At 39.3% G+C, this 21,126-nt stretch carries 20 protein-coding genes; 18 read left to right on the top strand and 2 right to left on the bottom strand.

Annotated elements, in window-relative coordinates:
• The first annotated feature begins 56 nt into the window (after nt 1–56).
• The 12 genes from ACNQGS_RS27070 (at nt 57) to ACNQGS_RS27015 (ending at nt 11,309) form a co-directional block, all read left to right on the top strand.
• Nucleotides 57–701 carry an amino acid ABC transporter permease gene (locus ACNQGS_RS27070; RefSeq protein WP_378587056.1) on the top strand — a complete coding sequence of 215 codons (645 nt, stop codon included), beginning with the start codon at nt 57–59 and terminating at the stop codon, nt 699–701.
• Nucleotides 698–1,426 (top strand): amino acid ABC transporter ATP-binding protein, encoded by a 729-nt coding sequence (locus tag ACNQGS_RS27065; protein WP_491490085.1) that lies wholly within the window; start codon nt 698–700, stop codon nt 1,424–1,426. The genes ACNQGS_RS27070 and ACNQGS_RS27065 overlap by 4 nt, the downstream gene beginning before the upstream one ends.
• A gap of 172 nt (nt 1,427–1,598) precedes the next feature.
• Nucleotides 1,599–2,435, top strand: coding sequence for a KPN_02809 family neutral zinc metallopeptidase (ypfJ, locus tag ACNQGS_RS27060; protein ID WP_491490084.1), 837 nt, complete (start codon nt 1,599–1,601; stop codon nt 2,433–2,435).
• Between the two features lie 200 nt (nt 2,436–2,635).
• Nucleotides 2,636–3,811 (top strand): sulfite reductase subunit alpha, encoded by a 1,176-nt coding sequence (locus tag ACNQGS_RS27055; RefSeq protein WP_491490083.1) that lies wholly within the window; start codon nt 2,636–2,638, stop codon nt 3,809–3,811.
• 268 nt (nt 3,812–4,079) lie between these two features.
• Nucleotides 4,080–4,451: a YkvA family protein gene (locus tag ACNQGS_RS27050; protein ID WP_491490092.1), complete on the top strand. Its 372-nt coding sequence runs from the start codon at nt 4,080–4,082 to the stop codon at nt 4,449–4,451.
• Nucleotides 4,452–4,486: 35 nt separating this feature from the next.
• On the top strand, nt 4,487–5,140 hold the full coding sequence (locus tag ACNQGS_RS27045; protein WP_491490082.1) for an oxidoreductase: 654 nt from the start codon (nt 4,487–4,489) through the stop codon (nt 5,138–5,140).
• Nucleotides 5,141–5,202: 62 nt separating this feature from the next.
• Nucleotides 5,203–6,360: a DUF4317 domain-containing protein gene (locus ACNQGS_RS27040; RefSeq protein ID WP_491490081.1), complete on the top strand. Its 1,158-nt coding sequence runs from the start codon at nt 5,203–5,205 to the stop codon at nt 6,358–6,360.
• Between the two features lie 105 nt (nt 6,361–6,465).
• A complete protein-coding gene (locus tag ACNQGS_RS27035) occupies nt 6,466–7,281 on the top strand; it encodes a Cof-type HAD-IIB family hydrolase (protein WP_491490080.1) in 816 nt (271 codons plus the stop codon).
• 220 nt (nt 7,282–7,501) lie between these two features.
• Entirely contained in the window at nt 7,502–8,533 is a 1,032-nt protein-coding gene (locus tag ACNQGS_RS27030) for an ABC transporter permease (protein ID WP_491490079.1), read from the top strand.
• A gap of 1 nt (nt 8,534) precedes the next feature.
• Nucleotides 8,535–9,221 carry an ABC transporter ATP-binding protein gene (locus ACNQGS_RS27025; RefSeq protein ID WP_491490078.1) on the top strand — a complete coding sequence of 229 codons (687 nt, stop codon included), beginning with the start codon at nt 8,535–8,537 and terminating at the stop codon, nt 9,219–9,221.
• Nucleotides 9,222–9,255: 34 nt separating this feature from the next.
• The gene (locus ACNQGS_RS27020) at nt 9,256–9,933 is read left to right on the top strand and encodes a response regulator transcription factor (RefSeq protein WP_491490077.1); all 678 of its coding nucleotides are present in this window, start codon (nt 9,256–9,258) and stop codon (nt 9,931–9,933) included.
• Complete coding sequence (locus ACNQGS_RS27015; RefSeq protein WP_491490076.1) at nt 9,933–11,309, top strand: sensor histidine kinase; 1,377 nt, start codon at nt 9,933–9,935, stop codon at nt 11,307–11,309. The genes ACNQGS_RS27020 and ACNQGS_RS27015 overlap by 1 nt, the downstream gene beginning before the upstream one ends.
• A gap of 53 nt (nt 11,310–11,362) precedes the next feature.
• On the opposite strand, the gene hemG is transcribed toward ACNQGS_RS27015, so the two are convergent.
• Nucleotides 11,363–12,745 carry a protoporphyrinogen oxidase gene (gene hemG / locus ACNQGS_RS27010; RefSeq protein ID WP_491490075.1) on the bottom strand — a complete coding sequence of 461 codons (1,383 nt, stop codon included), beginning with the start codon at nt 12,743–12,745 and terminating at the stop codon, nt 11,363–11,365.
• Nucleotides 12,746–12,965: 220 nt separating this feature from the next.
• Between hemG and ACNQGS_RS27005 the strand changes: the two genes are divergently transcribed.
• Together ACNQGS_RS27005 and ACNQGS_RS27000 are read left to right on the top strand one after the other, a co-directional pair.
• Complete coding sequence (locus ACNQGS_RS27005) at nt 12,966–13,781, top strand: ZIP family metal transporter (protein ID WP_423801180.1); 816 nt, start codon at nt 12,966–12,968, stop codon at nt 13,779–13,781.
• Between the two features lie 124 nt (nt 13,782–13,905).
• Complete coding sequence (locus tag ACNQGS_RS27000) at nt 13,906–14,361, top strand: MarR family winged helix-turn-helix transcriptional regulator (protein ID WP_491490074.1); 456 nt, start codon at nt 13,906–13,908, stop codon at nt 14,359–14,361.
• Nucleotides 14,362–14,430: 69 nt separating this feature from the next.
• On the opposite strand, the gene ACNQGS_RS26995 is transcribed toward ACNQGS_RS27000, so the two are convergent.
• Nucleotides 14,431–14,934, bottom strand: coding sequence for a CarD family transcriptional regulator (locus ACNQGS_RS26995; protein ID WP_491490073.1), 504 nt, complete (start codon nt 14,932–14,934; stop codon nt 14,431–14,433).
• Between the two features lie 309 nt (nt 14,935–15,243).
• Between ACNQGS_RS26995 and ACNQGS_RS26990 the strand changes: the two genes are divergently transcribed.
• From ACNQGS_RS26990 to ACNQGS_RS26975, 4 genes are all read left to right on the top strand, one after another.
• Nucleotides 15,244–16,845, top strand: coding sequence for a glucose PTS transporter subunit IIA (locus ACNQGS_RS26990; protein ID WP_491490072.1), 1,602 nt, complete (start codon nt 15,244–15,246; stop codon nt 16,843–16,845).
• A gap of 156 nt (nt 16,846–17,001) precedes the next feature.
• Entirely contained in the window at nt 17,002–17,781 is a 780-nt protein-coding gene (locus ACNQGS_RS26985; RefSeq protein WP_491490071.1) for an HpcH/HpaI aldolase family protein, read from the top strand.
• A gap of 259 nt (nt 17,782–18,040) precedes the next feature.
• Nucleotides 18,041–19,435, top strand: coding sequence for an MATE family efflux transporter (locus ACNQGS_RS26980; RefSeq protein ID WP_491490070.1), 1,395 nt, complete (start codon nt 18,041–18,043; stop codon nt 19,433–19,435).
• Nucleotides 19,436–19,730: 295 nt separating this feature from the next.
• Complete coding sequence (locus ACNQGS_RS26975; protein WP_491490069.1) at nt 19,731–20,840, top strand: C40 family peptidase; 1,110 nt, start codon at nt 19,731–19,733, stop codon at nt 20,838–20,840.
• Nucleotides 20,841–21,126 lie beyond the last annotated feature (286 nt).

Raw genomic sequence — 21,126 nt, 5'->3', positions numbered from 1 at the left:
TAAAAATAGGGCGCGCTCACAGCGCGCTTTTTATTCTAGAAAGGGGATGAAAAAGAGTGGATATTATTACGGCAGCATTACCAATATTATTAAAAGGACTTGAAGTTACACTTTATATATTTGTTATTGCTATTATTCTAGGGTTTTTAATTGGTTTATTAATGGCCTTGTTACGTCTTGCTCCTTTTAAAATCTTGAATTGGATTGCGAAGGTATATGTCGATGCGATTCGTGGAACTCCATTTATCGTGCAGTTATTTTTTATTTATTTTGGAGTAAATTCACTGCATTTGGTTTCCCTAAACAATACGACAGCGGGTATTATTACTGTTGCGATCAATGCTGGGGCATATTTTGCAGAGATAATCAGAGCGGGTATTCAATCAATTGATAAGGGGCAAACAGAGGCAGCTAGGTCGATTGGTTTTACGTCTGCACAAACGATGCGTTTCATTATCCTGCCTCAGGCGTTTAGAAGGATGCTCCCTACTATTACAAACCAATCCATTATTAGTTTAAAGGATACTTCTCTTTTATCGGTTATTGGTATTGCTGACTTAACACAACAGGGCCAAATACAGGCTGCTGCAACCTTTGAAGCCTTTAAAATTTGGCTGACTGTAGGTGTCATTTATTTTATCATTATTTATCTATTAACCATACTTGCTAACTTTATAGAAAGGAGGATCGAGATGCGATGAGCATTATTACTGTAAAAAACTTAAGAAAATCATTCGGGAACCTAGAGGTATTAAAAGATATTAATGCTGAGGTTCAAGAGAAAGAAGTTATCTGTGTAATCGGTCCTTCTGGATCGGGAAAGAGTACATTCCTTCGCTGCTTAAACCGCCTGGAGGAAATCTCGGGCGGTGAGGTCGTGATTAACGGACATAATATAACCGATCCAAAAATTAATATTAATAAAGTCAGACAAGATGTAGGAATGGTATTCCAGCAATTTAATCTGTTTCCTCATAAAACCGTTTTGGAAAATATCACGTTAGGGCCGATTAAAATCCTTTCTAAAGATAAAGCGGAGGCTGATAAACAGGCTCTGGAGTTACTTGAAAAGGTTGGACTTAAAGAAAAAGCAAGCAGCTATCCGGGAGAACTGTCCGGCGGACAAAAACAGCGGGTTGCCATCGCAAGGGCGCTGGCCATGAATCCAAAAATCATGCTTTTTGACGAACCGACTTCTGCACTTGACCCGGAAATGGTCGGGGATGTTTTAGAAGTTATGAAACAGCTTGCCAAAGAAGGTATGACGATGGTGGTTGTGACGCATGAAATGGGATTTGCCCGAGAAGTTGGAGACCGTGTCATTTTCATGGATGGCGGGTATATTGTCGAAGAAAATGAACCGAATCAGTTATTCGGCAACCCACAGCATGAGAGAACAAAGGCTTTCTTAAGTAAGGTGCTATAAACAAAAATAGCAGGATCATTTTATAGGGGAGAACCTAAAAGTAGAAATACTTTTAAGGTTCTTTTTTTTTATATAACCTTTATGACTAACATTACCAGAAATAACTATATTCAACTCTCTCTAATGTGGGAATAACACTAAATATCTACATTTGTTTTAGGGAGGTAAAAAAATGAAGTGGAAAGGAAGACGGCAAAGCGCCAACGTTGAAGATAGAAGAGGAATGGGCGTGGGGGGCAAAACCATCATTGGCGGCGGTGTTGGCGGCCTTATTATTGTTCTCCTGTTTACACTTTTAGGAGGCAACCCAGGGGATTTAATTAACAACAATTCTTTGAATAATAATCCCGATACAAATGCTCCTTACCATGAATCTGCTCAAGAGAAGGAACAAAAGGAATTTGTGTCGGTCGTTCTTGCTGATACAGAGGATGTATGGACCGCAGAATTCAAGAAGAAGGGGATGGAATACGAAAACCCAAGGCTTGTTTTGTATAGGGACAATGTTCAGTCGGCTTGTGGGTTGACTAGTTCTGCTGTGGGACCGTTCTATTGTCCTGGTGACCACAAGCTATACATTGACTTAAGTTTTTATGAGGAACTGAAACAAAAATTCCAAGCACCTGGTGACTTTGCGATGGCGTATGTAATCGCCCACGAGGTCGGGCATCACGTTCAGACTCTTTTACATATGGGAGAACAAGCTTCAGAAGCCCAGAAGCGAACCAATGAATACTCAGTCCGGTTTGAATTGCAGGCAGATTATTTGGCGGGTGTTTGGGCCCACTTCGCTCAAGGCAAGGGCTACCTCGAAAAGGGGGACCTTGAAGAGGCACTCAATGCTGCAAAAGCTGTCGGTGATGATAATATCCAGAGAAGATCACAGGGATATGTGGTTCCTGACACCTTTACACATGGTACCTCCGAGCAAAGGAAGCGGTGGTTCAACAAGGGCTTCGAGAACGGTACAATTGAAGGCGGAGATACGTTTAAAGCGGAAAGTCTTTAAATTTTTTTAGGATATTATCATATCATCAAAAAGGAGATAGCCCGCTCATTTGTTGGCTATCTCCTTTTTATATCATTAAATCCTTCAAAAGAATTTTTTCAATAATTTTAAAATTATTTACCAGTGTGTGTTAAACCACACATCTGATATGATAGTGATATGTTATCTTAAATATATATTACTTTTGGAGGTAATGGGAAATGCAACTTACTTTAGAAAATACTAAAAATACCAAAAGTGACAACCAGCCATTTTCAAGGACTAATCCTTTTCAGGCGAAGGTTCTAAAAAATATTAATTTAAATGGGTCAGGCTCTAGTAAAGAAACAAGGCATATTGAGTTATCATTAAAAGGTTCAGGCCTATCTTACAATCCAGGTGATGCACTTGGCGTTGTCCCTGCAAATGACCCGGAACTTGTGGCTGCCCTTCTTGAGGAAATGGCCTGGGACGAAGAAGCGGAAGTAACGGTTGGCAAGCAGGGTGAGACACTGTCACTTAAGGAAGCGCTGACAAGCTACTTTGAAATTACACTGCTATCGAAGAAGATTTTACAACAGGCAGCAACATTAACAGAAAATGAAGACCTGCAAAAACTTATTTTGGTTGAAAATGCTGCTCAGTTAAAAGAATATTGCTATGGGCGAGACCTGCTTGATATGTTACGTGATTTTGGCCCATGGAAGGCATCTGCACAGGATATCGTTTCTTTATTAAGAAAAATGACGCCGCGCCTCTATTCTATTGCAAGTAGTATTGCTGCTAATCCGGAGGAAGTTCATCTAACTATTGGGGCTGTTCGCTACACATCACATGGGCGTGAGCGAAAAGGGGTTTGCTCTGTTTTATGTGCAGAACGTCTTCAAGAGGGAGATACCTTGCCGGTCTTTGTTCAGGCGAATAAACACTTCCATTTGCCAGAGTCCGGTGATACAGATATTATTATGGTTGGTCCGGGGACAGGTATTGCACCATTCCGCTCTTTTATTCAGGAACGTGCCGTTAATAAAGCAGCTGGCCGCACATGGTTATTCTTTGGGGACCAGCATGCAGCATCAGATTTCCTATACCAAGCAGAGTTGGAAACCTATCAAAAAGATGGGGTCCTGACAAAGCTTGATACTGCCTTCTCCCGTGATTCAGATCAAAAAGTTTATGTACAGCATAAAATGCTTGAACATGGCAAAGAATTATTTGAATGGCTGGAAAAAGGAGCTTCCTTCTTCGTTTGTGGAGATAAGGAACATATGGCGAAAGACGTCAACGATGCGCTAATTACTGTGATAGAAAAAGAAGGTGCATTTGACCGTGAGGCAGCCGAGGCATATCTGAAGGAGCTGCAGAAGCAAGGACGTTACCTGCGCGATGTTTATTAAAATAAAAAGATGTTAAATACATTTAGAAAGGAACCTTTCGTTCGATTGGACGAGGTTCCTTTTTTAGCTAATAGGAAATTATAAATTTTCACAAATTTATAATTTCCTAACGCATAAATTCAACTACGCCTCTGTCTTCGTCCTATCGGACTCGCCAATCGGCGAGTTTTCATTTACTTAATGATAATAAATTGAGGTAAAATAATGATATGAACAAATGAAAGGATTGTGGAAAGTGGCTAATAACGAAGAAGATGTCAAAAAGCAAATGGAAGCCTCTGGTCAAAATTATTCCGATGATAAGTTCTGGGATAAATTAAAGAAATTTGCCAAAAAGGCGGGATCATCCGTTGTATATGCAGTTTTGCTCTTATATTATACACTTCAAAAGCCGGAAGTACCGGCTAAAGCGAAAACCATCATTATAGGCGCTTTGGGATATTTCATCCTGCCATTTGATTTAATTCCTGATGTTGCGGTTGGTGTCGGGTACACGGATGACTTGGGAGCGTTAGGAGTCGCACTATTACAAGTTGCTATGTACATTGATGAGGATATAAAAAATAAAGCAAAAGAAAAGCTTAAAGATTGGTTTGGCGATCACGTCGACACGTCAGATATTGACAAAAAGCTTGGTTAAAGGATTTTTAACGGGAAATTGGGAGGAATAATAAGATGAATCGAAAAGCAGTTATTGCTGGGGCGACCGGCTTGGTAGGAAAGGAGCTCGTAAAGCTTTTACTAAACAATCCGGCATACACAGCTGTAACGCTTATTGTCCGGCGGCCAACAGAGATTGCCCATCCAAAGCTGCAGGAGAAGATCGTCGATTTCGACCGATTGGAGCAATCCGATGTAGATTTGGCGGGAGCGGATGTGTTTTGCACTCTAGGAACGACGATTAAAAAAGCAGGCAGCCAAAAGGCTTTCCGCTTGGTAGACTATGAATATCCGTTGGCACTTGGCCGAATGGCAAAAGCCCAGGGGGCGAAGCAGTTTCTCCTTATAACATCAATGGGAGCAAATCCCGCATCCCGGACATTTTACATTCGCGTGAAGGGAGAGGTTGAAAAGGAATTGAGTGAACTTGGTCTTTCCGCATTACACATTTTCCGGCCATCGCTTTTACTTGGTAACCGGGAGGAGTTTCGATTCGGAGAACGCATTTCGGCAGTCCTTTCTAGTATACTGTCCCCTCTCTTTATAGGAACACTGAAAAAGTACAAGCCTGTACATGCGGAAACCGTAGCAGGTGCAATGCTTCGTATTGCGCAAAAAGGCACTTCAGGAATCCACGTCTACGAATCAAACCAAATTCTACAAGCATAGCTAGCTTAGAGGTTTCCGAATATTTTTTTAGACAGTATAATCAGGGATGGGAGATGAGACAAATGAATAAAAAAGACATCGCTAATATCCGCAAGGAATTTAAATTGGACAATTATCGAATGAACATTCGTGAAATCTTCAATGTTTACGTTCAAAAAGAATCAGGAGAGATTTATCACCAAGTCAGCCAGCCATTTCAAATGCTAGAACAGGAAACGCAGGAATTGTTTTTGAAAAACTTTAAAAAAGTTTTGACAGGCCAACTTGATGCCAAATTGTTTGAGCTGAAGTTCACGCGTGATGTGGAAGACAGCACACAATCATTCCTCTACGAAGGATTGCAGGCGGACTCGGGAGACTGGCAAGAATACATGCTGGAAATTGTCACAAAAATGTTTGCGCGTGGGGCCTATGAATTTGATACAGTTGTAACATTTATTCGCGCGGAATACCGAAAACAGACGAAGAAGCGGAACCAGGAGTCCGAAGAAGGCGGGGATGATGAGGTTTATTCCAGCGGAATTATCCTTTGCAGCCTCAATAAAACCGATCAACCGAAAAAGGCATTAATGTTTGATTATATCGAGAAAGAATTCAAATCCTATAACTTTGTGGATCCTATTATTAATTTAGACTCCCCATTATCGGGTTTTCTGTTCCCTGCTTTTAATGACAATGCAGCAGATGTGAACCATATTCTTTATTGTGCTGGGAAAGCAAATCAACCTGATTTCACATTTATTGAAGAGGTTCTCAATTGTGAAGATATCATTACGGCTCAGGAAGATAAGGACAGTTTTGATCAGGTCTTAAAAGAGGTAATAGGAGACGAAGTAGATTCCGCGGTTATTTCAAATGTTTACGAGGAAATCGATAGGGTAGTACAAGAGAATATAGAAAACGAGGAAAGTGAAATTCCTACATTAGACTATCGGGACATCGAACGGATCTTAACAGTCAGCGGTGTCGAAAATATCGATACAGCCAAAGTGGAGCATGCCTTCAAAAGCGTTGTTGCTGACGAAAAGCATGAGTTCAAGGCAAGCAGTTTAGTCCCGAAATCGATAAAAATAAGCACCAAGATTGCCGATGTAACGATTAATCCGAAAGACTTGAAAAACGTAAAATACATTACATACGAAGGAAAACGCTGCCTACTGCTGGAGGTAGATGAAGAAGTAATCGTTGAAGGATTTCGACTGGAATCGAATACACTCTAATAGGGCCCTTTAAGGTCCTATTTCTTTGATTGACATGAAACCCGTTTCATAAATTAGACTTATAAATGATCAGGAATGAAGGATTGCTAAAATGAAAATTTGGGAATGTTACAAAATAATTATACTTTGAAAGTGGGAACAAAAGTGAAACAAAGCTTGATTTTTTTCGATATAGACGGAACGCTGCTTGACTCAAAAAAAGAGCTTCCTGCAGCAACCAAAGAGGCCGTTCTTGAATTAAAGGAACTGGGACATGTTGTCGCAATTGCTACCGGACGGGCTCCTTTTATGTTTGAAGATTTGCGAGAAGAATTGGATATCAATACATTTGTAAGCTACAACGGACAATATGTTGTGTTAAACGGTGAAGTTTTATATACCAATCCATTGAATACGACTTCGTTGGAAAAACTAACTGAAACGGCGCTTATAAATAATCATCCCGTTGTCTTCATGGACCATGAGGATATGAAAGCCAATGTGCCAGACCATGCCTACATTAATGAAAGCATTGGAACATTAAAAATTGATCGAGCTCCTACGCACGACCCGCACTATTACAAAGGGCGAGACTTGTTTCAAACGCTCCTGTTTTGTACGGAAGGTGAAGAAAAGCAATACGAACGGGATTTCCATGACTTTGATTTTATAAGATGGCATCCTCTTGCTGTTGATGTTCTTCCAAAGGGAGGGTCAAAAGCAAAAGGAATTGAAAGGATAGCTGAAAAACTAGGAATTCCTCCGGAACGACAATATGCCTTTGGCGATGCACTGAATGATATGGAAATGCTCACAACCGTAGAGAATAGTGTGGCAATGGGGAATGCAGAAGAAAAGGTAAAAAAAGCCGCAAAATATGTAACCAAATCCGTTGATGACAATGGAATTTTCCACGGCCTGAAAATGGTCGGGTTACTATAAAGGAATGGCAATCTAAAGAAAAGAAACAATTTCTAAACTAGCGATTAGAAATTGTTTCTTTTTTTATTTAGCAGGAAAGTATAAATTCAACTACGCCTCATGAACCGTCCTAACGGACTCGCCAATCCGCGAGTTTTTATTTAATGTAACCTCCTGTTCATCGTCAGTTCACACAGCGATTATAAACTAAGGATGTCATTAAGGAATTGGAGGTATGAACATGAACATTGCTTGGAAAGAAATGAAGAAAAATAAAGCACGGTTTTTGATATTAGGATCAATCGTTTTTCTCGTCAGTTTACTCACGTTTATTATATCTGGTTTGGCCAATGGATTATCACAAGATAATGCAGCATTAATTAAAAATCTGCCCGAGGGAACATTTTATATGACCAAAGAGGCAGATAAAAACTATAACCTTTCAAGAATAAATCACAGTATCCAAGAAAAAGTTTTAATCAAGCAAAAAAACGCTGCAGCCATTTCCATTCAAATGGGATTTTTGAATAACAGTGATGGGAAGCAGCGAAGCGTTGCCTTTGTTACATCGACTGATTCAAGGCTGTTTAAAAATGTGAAAAGTGGAGAAATCATCCTTGACAAGTCGATGAAAGAAGATGGTATTAAAATAGGTGAAACTTTTACAAACAATCAGTATACTGGCAAGTTTGTTGTTAAAGGCTTTGTGGACAACCAAAAATTCAGCCATGCATCAGTTGCCTTTATTAGTATGGAGGACTACAAGGAAATGTACCGGGTTAACGATATGCAATTGATCTTTATACCTGGAGGGGATGGGGCACAATTCGCAGGCCTACAAGCTTTTTCGAACAATCAGTTTCTGAGTACGATTTCGAGTTATAAAGCGGAACAGATGTCGCTTAATATGATCATCTGGTTTTTGGTAGTCATTAGCGGCATGTTGTTTGCCATCTTTTTCTACATGATGAACGTTCAAAAAATCGGATTGTACGGTATTCTTAAAGCCATTGGTGTCAAAACGAGTGCGTTGTTCAAAATGATGTGGACTCAAATGATTTTTATAACAACCATTTCGCTTAGTTTATCTGTTTCCCTAAGCCAAATATTTAATATGGCAGCACCTAAAGGATTGCCTTTTCATCTAACCCTTGAAACAACAGTAGAATTGTCCATCATTTTCCTATTGATTGGCTTTATTGGGGCTACACTATCTGGTATACAAATAAAAAAAGTCGAGCCATTGCAGGCGATTCAACAAGGAGAGGTATAATATGACTATATTTACAATTGATGAAGTACGGAAAACTTTTTCAAGCGGTGAAATTACCGAGGAAATCCTGAAGGGAATTAACCTTTCTTTAAAAGAAGGTGAGGTAACCGCCTTAGTGGGTGCATCAGGTTCCGGGAAAAGCACACTGCTTACGATAGCGGCAGGACTCCAGCCGGCATCAAACGGGCAAGTAATATTTGAGGGGCAAAATATTACTACGATGAGTTCAGAGCAGGTGCGAAAAATCCGAGCTAATCATTTCGGATTCGTCTTTCAATTTGCCCAACTGGTACCTTTTCTGACCGTAGAAGAGCAGTTAATGCTAATGTTGGATGTTTCGGAATCTAAACTAAAGAAACATGAGCAAAAAAAGGAAATTGCTAAAATCCTAAAATTAGTTGGAATGGAACATCGGAAAAATGCTTACCCAGCTTCTTTATCCGGTGGGGAAAGACAGCGGGTTGCCATTGCTCGCGCCATAATCCATAAACCGAAAGTCCTCTTTGCAGATGAACCCACTGCCAGTTTAGATTCAAAAAGGTCTAAAGATGTGATGACGTTAATCAGCAATTTAACAAAAACGCTTAACATAACAACCTTAATGGTGACTCATGATGAAGAAATGCTGTCATTTGCTGACCTTATTATTAAAATGAGTGATGGACAGATTTTACCAAGTGCAGTTTAATTTTCATAGATAGAGAAAAATAGGAGAACCATGAATGCCAAATATTTTAATTGTTGACGATGATATCAATATATTAAAGCTATTAAATATACACTTATCTGAACAAGGCTATACGGTATTCCAGGCGAAGAACGGAATGGAAGCATTGGAGATGCTGAAAAAAGATGCCTGTGATATAGCAGTAGTGGATGTGATGATGCCGTTTATGGATGGCTATGATTTAACAAAAGAGATTCGTAAAGATTACGACATTCCAGTTATTCTTTTGACGGCAAAAAATCAAATCGAAGATAAGGAGCAGGGATTTAAAGCAGGAACCGATGATTATCTCGTTAAGCCCTTTGAACCTAGGGAGTTAACATACCGTATTAAAGCGTTGTTAAGGAGATATGATCATCAAATAGATGAATCGATCCTCAGAGTTGGCAGTACAACAATCAACAAAAAGAGCTATGAAGTTCAGATTGGGAACCGAACATTACTCTTGCCTTTAAAGGAATTTGAACTTTTATATTATCTTGCAGCTAATCCTAAGCAAGTGTTTTCCAGAGAACACCTGATTGAACAAATCTGGGGCTTGGATTATGAAGGGGATGCGCGGACCGTAGATGTTCATATAAAAAGATTACGAGAACGGTTTTCTAAGTTGACGCATGACTTTCAAATAAAAACAATCCGCGGTGTTGGATATCTATTGGAGGTCCAACATTAATGAAAACACTTTATGTGAAATTTATCGTGATTACGATTGGAATGATGTTGATAAGCTTTATCTTAGCTTTCCTCATCTCTAATATCTATTACCAGCAAAAATTGAAGCCATATAATGACGATAAAAACACGAAGGTGGCACTAGATATTGCTTCCTTTGCGGAGGCGCATCCTGAGGTAAGCCTGACGGAGTATCTAAAAAGCATCACTAAAGCAGGTTATCAAATATGCCTTGTCGATAAGGATGGAAACCGAATCTTTTTGGGAGATCCGTTTCGGGATAAAAGTCTTCCAGCTTCCACTCAACAGGATGTATTAAGGGGCGATATTTTTCACGGGATGCTTCATTTTCCTCAGGAAACATTTGTTACTGGCTTTTTTGCTGATGAGTTAAAGAATACGATCGGTGTTCCATTGCATCATAAAGGAAAAACCTATGCTCTTTTTATTAGGCCGGATATCAATTTCCTTTTCAACGAGATGCACATTTTATTTGGTTGGATCCTTGTACTGGCTATTACTTTGACCATTGTGATGGTCCTAATTAATACAAAATATTTAGTGAAGCCAATTTCTAACCTGACAAAAGCCACAAAATCACTGGCAAACGGCGATTTTAATGTGGAATTGGATAGTACCCGCCATGATGAGTTAGGGGAACTTTCCGAAAGTTTTTCGCGGATGGCGAGAAAATTAGCACAAATGGAAGACATGAGAAAGGAATTTATCTCGAATATTTCTCATGATATCCAGTCGCCGCTTTCCAATATTAAAGGATATACGAACCTATTAGAAAAACAATCGTTAAGTAAACAAGAAAGAAAACAATTTTTATCTATTATTAATGGTGAAATTAGCAGGCTTTCAACCTTAACAAAGCAATTATTGCTTCTCGCCTCGCTAGATCGAAATGAGGATATTTTAAGGGAGAATTCATTTAATGTTGGCGCGCAAATCAAGGAATTGATCCGAAATCACCAATGGGCAATAAATGAAAAAGAGATCATGCTAAGCTATTCCCTGCCGGATATCGAGATTGTCGGCGACCCATCAATGCTGAATACGGTCTGGGATAACCTTCTGTCCAATGCTATGAAATATAATAGACCAAATGGGACTATTGATATTTCCATCTATAAAAAGGGAAATTCCGTTTACGTGACTTTTGAGGATACAGGAATAGGGATGAATAATTTGGAATTAGAAAGGGTCTTTGACCGCTTTTATCGGGCAGACAAGGCACGAACACGAACCATTGATGGAACAGGGCTCGGTTTATCCATTGTTAAGACAATTATCGACCTGCATGGTGGTCACATTGATGTAAGAAGTAAAGAAAATGAAGGGACTGCTTTTATAGTTGAATTACCTGTTTGAGAATGGTTAATTTAAAAAAGAGGATAGCTGAATAAGCAGCTATCCTCTAAATGTTAGAACGTCTGAACAATCTTTCTTGCTGAATCTATTCCGTTTTCAATGCAATCAGGGATTCCCACGCCATAGTAAGAACAACCGGCTAGGATAACACCCGGGTAAGCGGCTGCCATTTTGCTTTCAAGTGCTTCAACACTCTTCGGATGTGTAATCAAATAATTCGGCATTTGTTCGGTCCATTTGGTAATTACACTTGCAGCAGGATCTGCGGTAATACCAAGGGATTTGTGAATATCACCAAATGCAACCTTTAGGAGTTCTTCTTGATCCATTTCCTTTAATGCACCGAAAGCAGGATGGCTGCTTTTATAAAACAATCTAACAAGCAGGTTCCCTGATTTAGATGTATGCTCCCATTTCCGGCTTGTCCAAGTACAGGCGTTGCAGGACAACTCATCTGAATTCGCAGCGATAAACCCTGTTCCATCAGCAGGAAGGACACTGTCAGGTACGTCAAAACCAACATACACACTAATCAATGAACTGTTTTTCAACCCAGCGAAATCTTGTGACAGATCAGGGTCATTGATTAAGGATTCAGCAGCCGTATGCGGAATACTAAGGATAATGTAATCCGCTTCGATGCTTTCTCGATTGTTTAGAACCACTTTGTAATGACTGCCTTCTTGTTCTATTTTCGTGACATTTGTATTTAGTAAAATTTCCACTTCATCAAGCTTTTCCTCAAACGCATCTATAAGCGAGCCTAAGCCATTTTGAAAAGAAAGAAACTTCCTTTCTCCACCTTTAAATTTCTGTTTATTTGCTTCGAGGCCTTTGATGATACTTCCATATTTTTCTTTATAATCAATTAAATAGGGAAGGGTGGAGGCGATAGTTAAGTCACTGAGTTTTCCGGAATAGACACCGGATAGGACAGGGGCAATTTGTTTTTCAACCAATTCCTTTCCAAGAAAATGCTCCAGAAAAGAACCGATGGAGTCAGTCTTGGTGAACGTTTCATTGTTTGTATAAAAATCCTTCAGTGCCGCCACTTTTCCTTCGGCAGAAACGAGTGTGCTCTTCGCCAGTGATTCAATACTGGCAGGAATACCGAAAACTGCATCATCCGGAATGGGCTTTAATTCTCCATCTATGTAAATAAACGAACGGCCTGTCGCATTGTAGACAATTTCTTTCTCTAAACCAAGTTCCTTAAATATAGGCATGGACTCCATTTTGCGGGCCACGATGGAATCCGCTCCTGCTTCCATGATAAATCCATCTTGTTTGACAGTTCGGATTTTCCCGCCAAGCTGCTGGGACGCTTCAGCCAGTACCAGCCTTAGGTTTGATCCGTTTGTCTTCTTCCATTTTTGCAATTCATACATGGCTGATAGCCCCGTAATTCCGCCGCCAATCACTACGACTGTTTTCACTGCTGCCACCTCTTAAATATTTTAAACTTCGTCACTTTTTTAAGTTTACCATACCTCGGTAAAAAACATTTATATGCTCAAAGTGTTTTTTGGAGGATGGCCACGGTTTAAAAATGCTCCTAACTTTTCCGGATATTATCAACTAAATTTCATCAATCTAGGAATAATGATTGGTGAAGTTCCGATAATACTATTTCGTTCTATAAAGGGGTTCATTATAATGGTAGAATTTTTTCAAGAATTTAATCCTATAACTCAAGCGTTCATAGCTACTCTATTTACTTGGGGCATGACTGCAATTGGGGCTGCGCTCGTTTTTGCTACGAAAACAATCAACCAGCGTTTAATGGATAGTATGTTAGGGTTTGCTGGCGGTGTCATGATTGCCGCCAGCTATTGGTCATTACTGGCTCCGGCCATCGAAATGTCGGGAGATAATCCTATAGGAACTTGGTTTCCGGCAGCCTTTGGATTTTTAATAGGAGGCATTTTTTTATGGGGAATCGATAAAATTTTACCCCATCTTCATCCGAATGCGCCGATTGGTAAAGCGGAAGGATATCATCCGAAAGGGAGAAAAAGAAGTACTTTGTTAGTACTCGCCATCACTTTACATAATATACCGGAGGGGCTGGCGGTCGGAATTGCTTTCGGCGCACTTGCAAATGGAGGAACGGAAGCGTCCTTAGCCGGAGCTTTGACGCTGGCCCTTGGAATCGGTATTCAAAACTTTCCTGAAGGCGTTGCGGTTTCCATGCCATTAAGAAGAGAAGGAATGTCCCGTAGAAAAAGCTTCTTATACGGGCAATTTTCGGGCATGGTCGAACCGATTGCTGCTCTCATTGGTGCATTTGCTGTCGCATTTATTGAAACGTTATTACCTTATGCATTGAGTTTTGCTGCCGGAGCCATGATCTTTGTAGTAACCGAAGAAGTCATTCCGGGTTCTCAAGAAAATGGCAATAAAGATTTGGCTTCCATGAGTTTAATGGTTGGTTTCGTATTGATGATGATACTTGATGTGGCATTAGGTTAATACTTATAAGAGAATATTTTGGGGATTCATCATCCGGATGTGAATGTAAAATAGGTTGCAATCAAAATATGTCAAGCAAGTTGACATTTAATAACGGAATTTTGTATAGTAAGTGGCGAAGATGATGATTGGAGTGAGTCGTTTGAGTTCCGCCTCTGAATTACAAAATTTAGATCTTATAGATTTATTAAGCGAGCGTCATACTTTGGTCAGAAGAATTTCGGAGAAAGCATGGAATGATCAAAGTGATATATATATTTCAAATTCTGAGTGGTATATCATGGCCAGGATTTATAAAAAGAGGCCTACCATCTCGTATGTTACAAAAAACGTAGACATTTCCCGCCAGGCGATCCATAAATTTATGAAAAACCTTGCTGCAAAAGGATTAGTGGAAATCAGCAATGCAGAAAATAACAGAAAAGAGAAGTGCATCCAGTTAACAGCATTAGGGGAAGAATGCTACGAAAAAAACGCGGCTCTTAAAGAACAGTTTGAGAATAAAATTGCAGAAAAAATAGGTGCAGAGCAACTAAAAATCCTTAAGGCGCTATTAAAGTTAGATTGGGGAATAGAATAATCATTGCTAGATTAAAGAGAAACCTCCTCTTGTTAATACAAGAGGAGGTTTCTCTTTCGATAGAAATAATTAGTTATTTTCAGTTATTAAATCAATGATCATTTCATTTATTTCTCCAGAAGTCGTATCAAGAGAAATAGCTAATTCTTTAAATAGGATACTTTGTATGGTGTCCAAAAGTTTGCGGTCTTGTTCATAAAGTTTTCTTCCGCGTAATTCGACATCAATTTTTTGCTTCATAAGCGTATTTACCAATTTGGCAATTTCTTTTCGATCACCTGAATTTACAATATTCGAATATAACTGGTGACGGATGTTTGGTTTGTCATTCCATTTTACCCCAGGATATTTAAAGGACTCAATTATTTCATTTGCTTCCTCACTATCAGGAAGTTCATGCATAACTACTTTACTATTATGAACTGGAGTACTTATTGTTAATTGATTATTGCCTTCCGTAGGATGTAATACATAATACAGGCTTGTTTTACCAGATACTGTTTTTTCACAAATATCATCAATTTTGCATATGCCATGTACGGAATAGATGACCATATCTCCAATACTAAACATTTGATCACTCCAATTCAAATTGATGTCAACTAAGTTGATAATAACATAATACCATTTTAAAAAAACTTTGTCAACTTGGTTGACGTTGTAAAATAATCTCAAATTTGATGGGATTAACCTGTCCACAACTGCAAAACAAAATTATTTTATGAAACCATTCGTAAAGTGTTCTTTACGAATGGTTTTATTTTTTATAGGAATGTTAGGATGTTTTTATTAGAAAGAGTAATTATAAGAAGAAGTAGTCGCTGTAAAGTGCTTCCTAAAGAATCATTTGATACGTAAATTTCAATCAAGGAGATCATAAATGTGAACGCGATTAATACTTCGAGAGATGTTGCTGAAGAAAAACAAGAAACGGTCATGAATAAAATATTAGGAGTAATCAGTGGAAGTTTTGCGCCTATTCTAGGGGTACTTGCTGGATCCGGATTAATTTCAGCGTTATTATCAATTTTAATGACATTAGGGTTGATATCTCCTAAAAGCGGAACCTTTGCCATTCTTTCTGCAGCTGGACATGCTATTTTTTACTTCTTCCCAGTTTTTCTCGGCATCACATTAGCCACAAAACTTGGAGCTAATGGCTACGTTGGTGGTGCGATCGGTGCTGCACTTTTGGAACCCCATTATACGGATTTAGTTGCATCAAAAGCTCAAAACGTAGATTTTTTGGGGATTCCGGTTATATTAGCGAACTATTCCTCAACTGTTTTTCCAATATTAATTGCTGTTTCCATTTATGCCGTATTAGATAAGTTTTTGAAAAAAGTGATATATAAAGACTTACAAATGTTTTTGAATCCTCTTATTTCATTAGCTATTATTGTTCCCTTGACCGTACTTGTTTTTGGCCCTTTTGGTACATATGTGGGAGGGGGCTTAGCATTTGTGATCAAATTTTTAAGTGCAAAAAGCGGCATTCTGACAGGAGCAGTGCTGGGAGCTGCATGGTCATTCTTGACCATATTAGGTCTTCACTGGGCAGTTGTTCCAATAATGATTGCGAATCTGGCAACTGGCGGTGACCCGATTAGCCCGATGGTAGCAGCAGCTCCATTTGCGCAAATTGGGATGGGTCTAGGGGTTCTCTTAAAAACTAGGGATCGGGACTTGAAAACACTAGCCGGATCAGGGCTTATTCCTAGTGCCTTAGCTGGTACAACTGAAATCATTACTTACGGCATCCTAGTGCGGTACAAACGAACGATGGTAATTGTGGCAATAGCAGGAGCAATTGGTGGAGCGATTAATGGGGCATTTGGAGTAAAAGGGACTGCCTTTGCTCTCCCAAGCTTCTTATCCATTCCTGTCTTTACACCAATCGGACTCTATTTAATTGGGACTATTGTGGCGTTAATACTTGCACTGGTTCTTACATTAGTGATTGGCTATGAAGGAAAGAATAACGCGGTAGCTTCTAAAACTGTTAAAGAATTTGGCTTAACGGATGTAAAGAGAGAAATCCTTTTAAGTCCGCTAAGCGGAGAAATTATTCCTTTAAGCAAATTGGAAGATCCGTTGTTTTCAACTGAACTGGTAGGAAAAGGGATTGCGATTGAACCATCCAAGGGTGAGGTGGTTTCCCCGGTGGATGGTATGGTTACCACTCTTTTTCCAACTGATCACGCTATTGGAATTACATCAGAAGATGGGGCAGAAATCTTAATTTATGTTGGGGTAGATACTATTAATCTGAAGGGCCAATTTTTTACTGCGCGTGTAAAACAATGGGATTCTGTGAAGAAGGGTGACTTGGTGATTTCATTTGACATTGAAAAAATTAAAGCAGCAGGCTACGATGTTAAAACTCCTGTTGTCATTACCAATTCCGGTCAATATTTAGATGTGATTCCAACCAAAGATGTGAGTGTCGAAATGAAAGATGAATTAATCAGACTTATTGTATAACATAGAAGGTGAGGGGTCATTCCTCACCTTTATCCTTGGGATGTATGGGGTGAGGAACTCAAAAAGCATAATTCTACACTATATATATTAATAAACTGCTAGGAGAAGAATCCCGGCAGTTTTTAAAAATTATCTAAAATGATGGGAGAAAATAACGTGAAGAATAAAATAAAAGAAAAAATGATGAAAGGTGATAATACTTTAGGCACTTTTCATGTAATTGGAAGTGCTGCTGCTGTTGAGTGTTTAGGATATGCAGGACTTGATTATGTGGTCGTCGATTCGGAACACGGGCCATTTGATGTAGAAAGTGTGCAAACGTACATACGTGCAGCCAAATTGGCTGGAATTACCCCGCTTGTTCGGGTTAAAGACGGACAACGAAACTCTATTCTAAAGATGCTCGATGTGGGAGCAATGGGATTAATCATTCCTAACGTACAATCTGTTGAAGACGTAAAGAACATAATTAAGTACGGAAAATACTATCCAATTGGTGAACGCGGCATTGCGCCGACTAGCGGTAGCTCCTTCTGGTACACAGACTATGCTTCACAAGGATTGGATCATTATTTCGAGGTCAGCAACAACGAAACCTTAATCATTCCACAATGTGAAACTCTTGGCTGCCTGGAAAATATTGAGGAAATCGTAGGTCTTAATGGTGTAGACGGCATCTTTGTAGGGCCGTTTGATCTGTCCACCGCTTTGGGTAAGCCTGGTCAATTTGAAGATGCCGAGGTTAAGGTGGCTATTAAAAAAATCCTTGATGCCTGCAAAAAGGCTGGTAAATTTGCCTTTATCTTTGCTGGTTCTGAACCGGATATTCAGAAAAACTTTGAAATGGGATTTGATTCCGTCGCGTATAGTATGGATGCAATCGTCTTAACAGAAGCATTTAAAAAAATTATCCCTAACACAAAATACAAGAAATGAAATAAATAGTAACAATGAGGGTCCGGAAGGGGGAGTCGAAAAGGCACTGCGTAGAGTGGGCCTTCCTGTACTCCACCTCTTCCGGCCTTCTTTTATTATGTTAATTGAATACCTGTTCATGTTACATGGAAATATAGAATGAAAGTGCCTCCTAAGATTTGAAATGAAGGCACTTTTTAGTTGATTTGATAGTTTGGTAAAAGTGGTATAATAATCACTATCATTTAACAAATTAAATCTTAACAAAGAAGTGTTGAGAATGAATAATACCATTGGAATGATGAAAAGTAAGGCAAAACCATTGTTAAATAAATATTTTAGCGGAGAATCGATTGATTACAGGGAAATGATTGCTATCATTATTCCTCTTTTTGTCGATCAGGCATTCCTTGTCTTGATGAGTTTTTTAAATACCGCGATGATCAGCTCCGCAGGGGCGGCTGCAGTCAGTGCGGTAAGTATGGTAGATTCATTGAATATTTTCCTAGTTAATGTTTTTATTGCCGTGGCGACAGGAGGTACCGTAATTGTTGCCCAATATAAAGGCAGCGGGAACATGGGGATGGTCTCCAAAACGGCAACGCAGGCAATAACCGCTGTTACCTTATTTTCTGTGTTGATCAGTTCCCTTGTTATCATTTTTCATACACCAACCTTAAATATCCTGTTTGGTAAAGCGGAAGCGGATGTATTTCATAATGCTAGAATCTACCTAATTGGCAGCTGTATTTCTTATCCCTTCATCGCCATCTTTCAAGCTGTGTCCGGTTCATTGCGCGGAGTTGGGGAGACAAAGCCGTGCTTGAAATTATCCTTAATCATGAATGTAACGAACACCATCCTAAATGTGTTGTTTATAACCATTTTTCATATGGGTGTGGAAGGTCTTGTGATGTCGATTATTTTAGCAAGAGTAATCGGAATGGCAGCTTCCATGATTTATATCATAAAATACAATGAGACAATTCATTTTCGAATAAAAGAGGCTTTGAAAATAGATGGTTCCATCCTTAAAAAAGTAATGTTTATAGGTCTGCCTTTTGCGGCGGAACAGTTATTTTTCAATGGAGGAAAGCTGTTAACCCAAACGTTTATTGTCCAACTTGGGACGATGGCAATGACGGCCTACGCAATCAGCAATTCCTTTGCTTTGTTATTTCAAATTGGTCCGAATGCCTTAAGTATTGCAAGTGTAACGGTTGTCGGGCAATGTATCGGGCAAAGGAATACCACGGATGCGAGGAAATTTACTAAATCGCTGATTGGTTTTTCCTCTATTCTTTTTGTGATTGCTGCAGTAATCGTTGTGCCGTTGTATCCTCTATTAATCAAAATGTTCAGTCCACCAGAAGAGATTGTTGGAACCATTTTTATGATGACTTTAATCGTTGCTATAGCCCAGCCATTTTTGTGGTCACTTAGTTTTATTATGCCATCTGCACTAAGGGCAGCTGGAGATTCGAACTTTACATCAGTCGCATCGTTGCTGTCGATGTGGCTGCTCCGTGTTGTCCTTGGGTATATTTTGGGAATTACCCTTGAATTTGGCATTATCGGTGTTTGGGCCGCTATGGTAATCGAATGGGCGGTCCGTGGATTGATTTTTACTGGAAGATTCAAAGGGGAGAAATGGTATTCACATAGGCTTGTATAATTTTTAAAATAAGAAAAGGTAAAAATTTGAAATGTTGAGATTAAAAAAGGGCCAGTTTACCTGCATTAATGGTGCACGTAAACTGGCCCTTTTTCCGTATATGTCGAATCTACATTAAATTTTTCTACATAAAATTACAATTACGTTACAAATCCGACAGATTCATTGTTTTTAGTCTAATGGGAATATAAACTAATAATAGATTAAGAATTTGAAATAATAATAGAGCAAGAGGAGATTTGTAATGATAAAAAAATTATTTACATATACAGTATCGGCTGTCGTCCTCGCATCTTTGATACAAGCAACACCTGCTTTTGCAGAACCAGGACAAGTCACACAAAGTCAAATAAATGCGACTCAAGGGCATGTCGATGACCTTGAAACACAAGTTCAACAATTAGATAACAGAATTAACTTAGCGATAGAGAAAAGTCAAAAATTGAACGACCAAATTCAAACTCAACAAGGGGAAATTGAAAAATCCAAGGTTGAAATTGAAACAGCAAAAAATGACTTGGAAGCTTACAAACAGGCTTATACCGAGCGGTTAAAAAGTATTCAGTCAGAGGGTAAAATCTCGGTCGCCGCTTACGCAGAGGTTTTGCTTTCATCTAATAATCTATCTGAATTTTTAACTCGCTTTTCAGCGATTTCGCAAATTATTCAAAATGACACTGACAAACTAAACGGGTTAAAGGAAAAACAACAAGCATTAACGGATGCAGAAGATAAACTGCAAAATGAGTTAGCTAGTTTAAAACAGAGCCAGGTAGCTTTAGCTGCTGAACAGAAACAGATTGAAGAAGATAAAGCCGCAGTTGGGCAGGCCTTGGCGGCAGCTCAAACCCAATTACAAGGCCAACAGGACCAATTTGCTGCTCAACAAGAGGCTGAGCGTCAGGCTCAAATAGCAGCAAGGGAAGAGGCAGAGCGCCAAGCTCGTTTGGCCCAGCAGCAACAGCCAGCGCAGGTGCAGCAGTCTTCTGTCAAAACTGCTTCAAACCCAGCGCCAGCACCAACGGTCGCAGCTGCTAATCCATCTGACCCTGATGCAGCAAATAAGGTTATTTCTTATGCAAAACAATTCTTAGGTGTTCCTTACGTTTGGGGCGGTTCAACGCCGAGTGGATTTGATTGTTCTGGATTTACTTCGTACGTGTTCAGAAATGCAGTTGGGATCAATCTTCCACGAGTGTCCAGTTCCCAGCAAGGTGTTGGAACAAGAATTTCGCCAAGCCAAGTGCAGCCAGGAGATTTAGTATTTAGGGGTAGCCCTGCTTATCATGTCGGTATTTATATTGGCGGCGGTCAGTACATCCATGCGCCGCAAACGGGTGATGTGGTGAAGATTGCATCTTATGACCCATCCAAATTCTCAAGTGCAGCTAGAGTATTGCGGTAAAAGTAGTATACAATAAAGGTGAAAATATGGAGAAAAAACGCTTAGAGTAATTCTGCTCTTGGCGTTTTTTTATTCATTTAAATATATATGGAAAATTTGTTTGTTTAATGAATAAATTATTGATTTGATAAAAATGGATATGCTAGGATAGAAGTAAATCTGTAAACGATTCCAATAGACTGAAGGTTTAATATTCCGGCTAATTAATGGACAAGGATGCTGACTACTCGGCATCCTTTCTCTAATAAACTAAAAGGTAAGCCCTGTAAGGACAATATATATGCAG

The sequence above is a fragment of the Neobacillus sp. PVCKKU3 genome (assembly GCF_058323225.1).
Note: the sequence above shows the minus strand (reverse complement) of the source record. Positions and strands in the feature narration are given on the sequence as shown.

Coding starts and splice junctions, on each gene's coding strand:
- ACNQGS_RS27005 (WP_423801180.1), top strand. CDS start 12,966: ATGGTAGAATTTTTTCAAGAATTTAATCCTATAACTCAAGCGTTCATA.
- ACNQGS_RS26980 (WP_491490070.1), top strand. CDS start 18,041: ATGAATAATACCATTGGAATGATGAAAAGTAAGGCAAAACCATTGTTA.
- ACNQGS_RS27025 (WP_491490078.1), top strand. CDS start 8,535: ATGACTATATTTACAATTGATGAAGTACGGAAAACTTTTTCAAGCGGT.
- ACNQGS_RS26995 (WP_491490073.1), bottom strand. CDS start 14,934: ATGTTTAGTATTGGAGATATGGTCATCTATTCCGTACATGGCATATGC.
- ACNQGS_RS27050 (WP_491490092.1), top strand. CDS start 4,080: ATGGAAGCCTCTGGTCAAAATTATTCCGATGATAAGTTCTGGGATAAA.
- ACNQGS_RS27035 (WP_491490080.1), top strand. CDS start 6,466: ATGTTACAAAATAATTATACTTTGAAAGTGGGAACAAAAGTGAAACAA.
- ACNQGS_RS27020 (WP_491490077.1), top strand. CDS start 9,256: ATGCCAAATATTTTAATTGTTGACGATGATATCAATATATTAAAGCTA.
- ACNQGS_RS27000 (WP_491490074.1), top strand. CDS start 13,906: ATGATTGGAGTGAGTCGTTTGAGTTCCGCCTCTGAATTACAAAATTTA.
- ACNQGS_RS27045 (WP_491490082.1), top strand. CDS start 4,487: ATGAATCGAAAAGCAGTTATTGCTGGGGCGACCGGCTTGGTAGGAAAG.
- ACNQGS_RS27040 (WP_491490081.1), top strand. CDS start 5,203: ATGAATAAAAAAGACATCGCTAATATCCGCAAGGAATTTAAATTGGAC.
- ACNQGS_RS27015 (WP_491490076.1), top strand. CDS start 9,933: ATGAAAACACTTTATGTGAAATTTATCGTGATTACGATTGGAATGATG.
- ACNQGS_RS27030 (WP_491490079.1), top strand. CDS start 7,502: ATGAACATTGCTTGGAAAGAAATGAAGAAAAATAAAGCACGGTTTTTG.
- ypfJ (WP_491490084.1), top strand. CDS start 1,599: ATGAAGTGGAAAGGAAGACGGCAAAGCGCCAACGTTGAAGATAGAAGA.
- ACNQGS_RS27055 (WP_491490083.1), top strand. CDS start 2,636: ATGCAACTTACTTTAGAAAATACTAAAAATACCAAAAGTGACAACCAG.
- ACNQGS_RS27065 (WP_491490085.1), top strand. CDS start 698: ATGAGCATTATTACTGTAAAAAACTTAAGAAAATCATTCGGGAACCTA.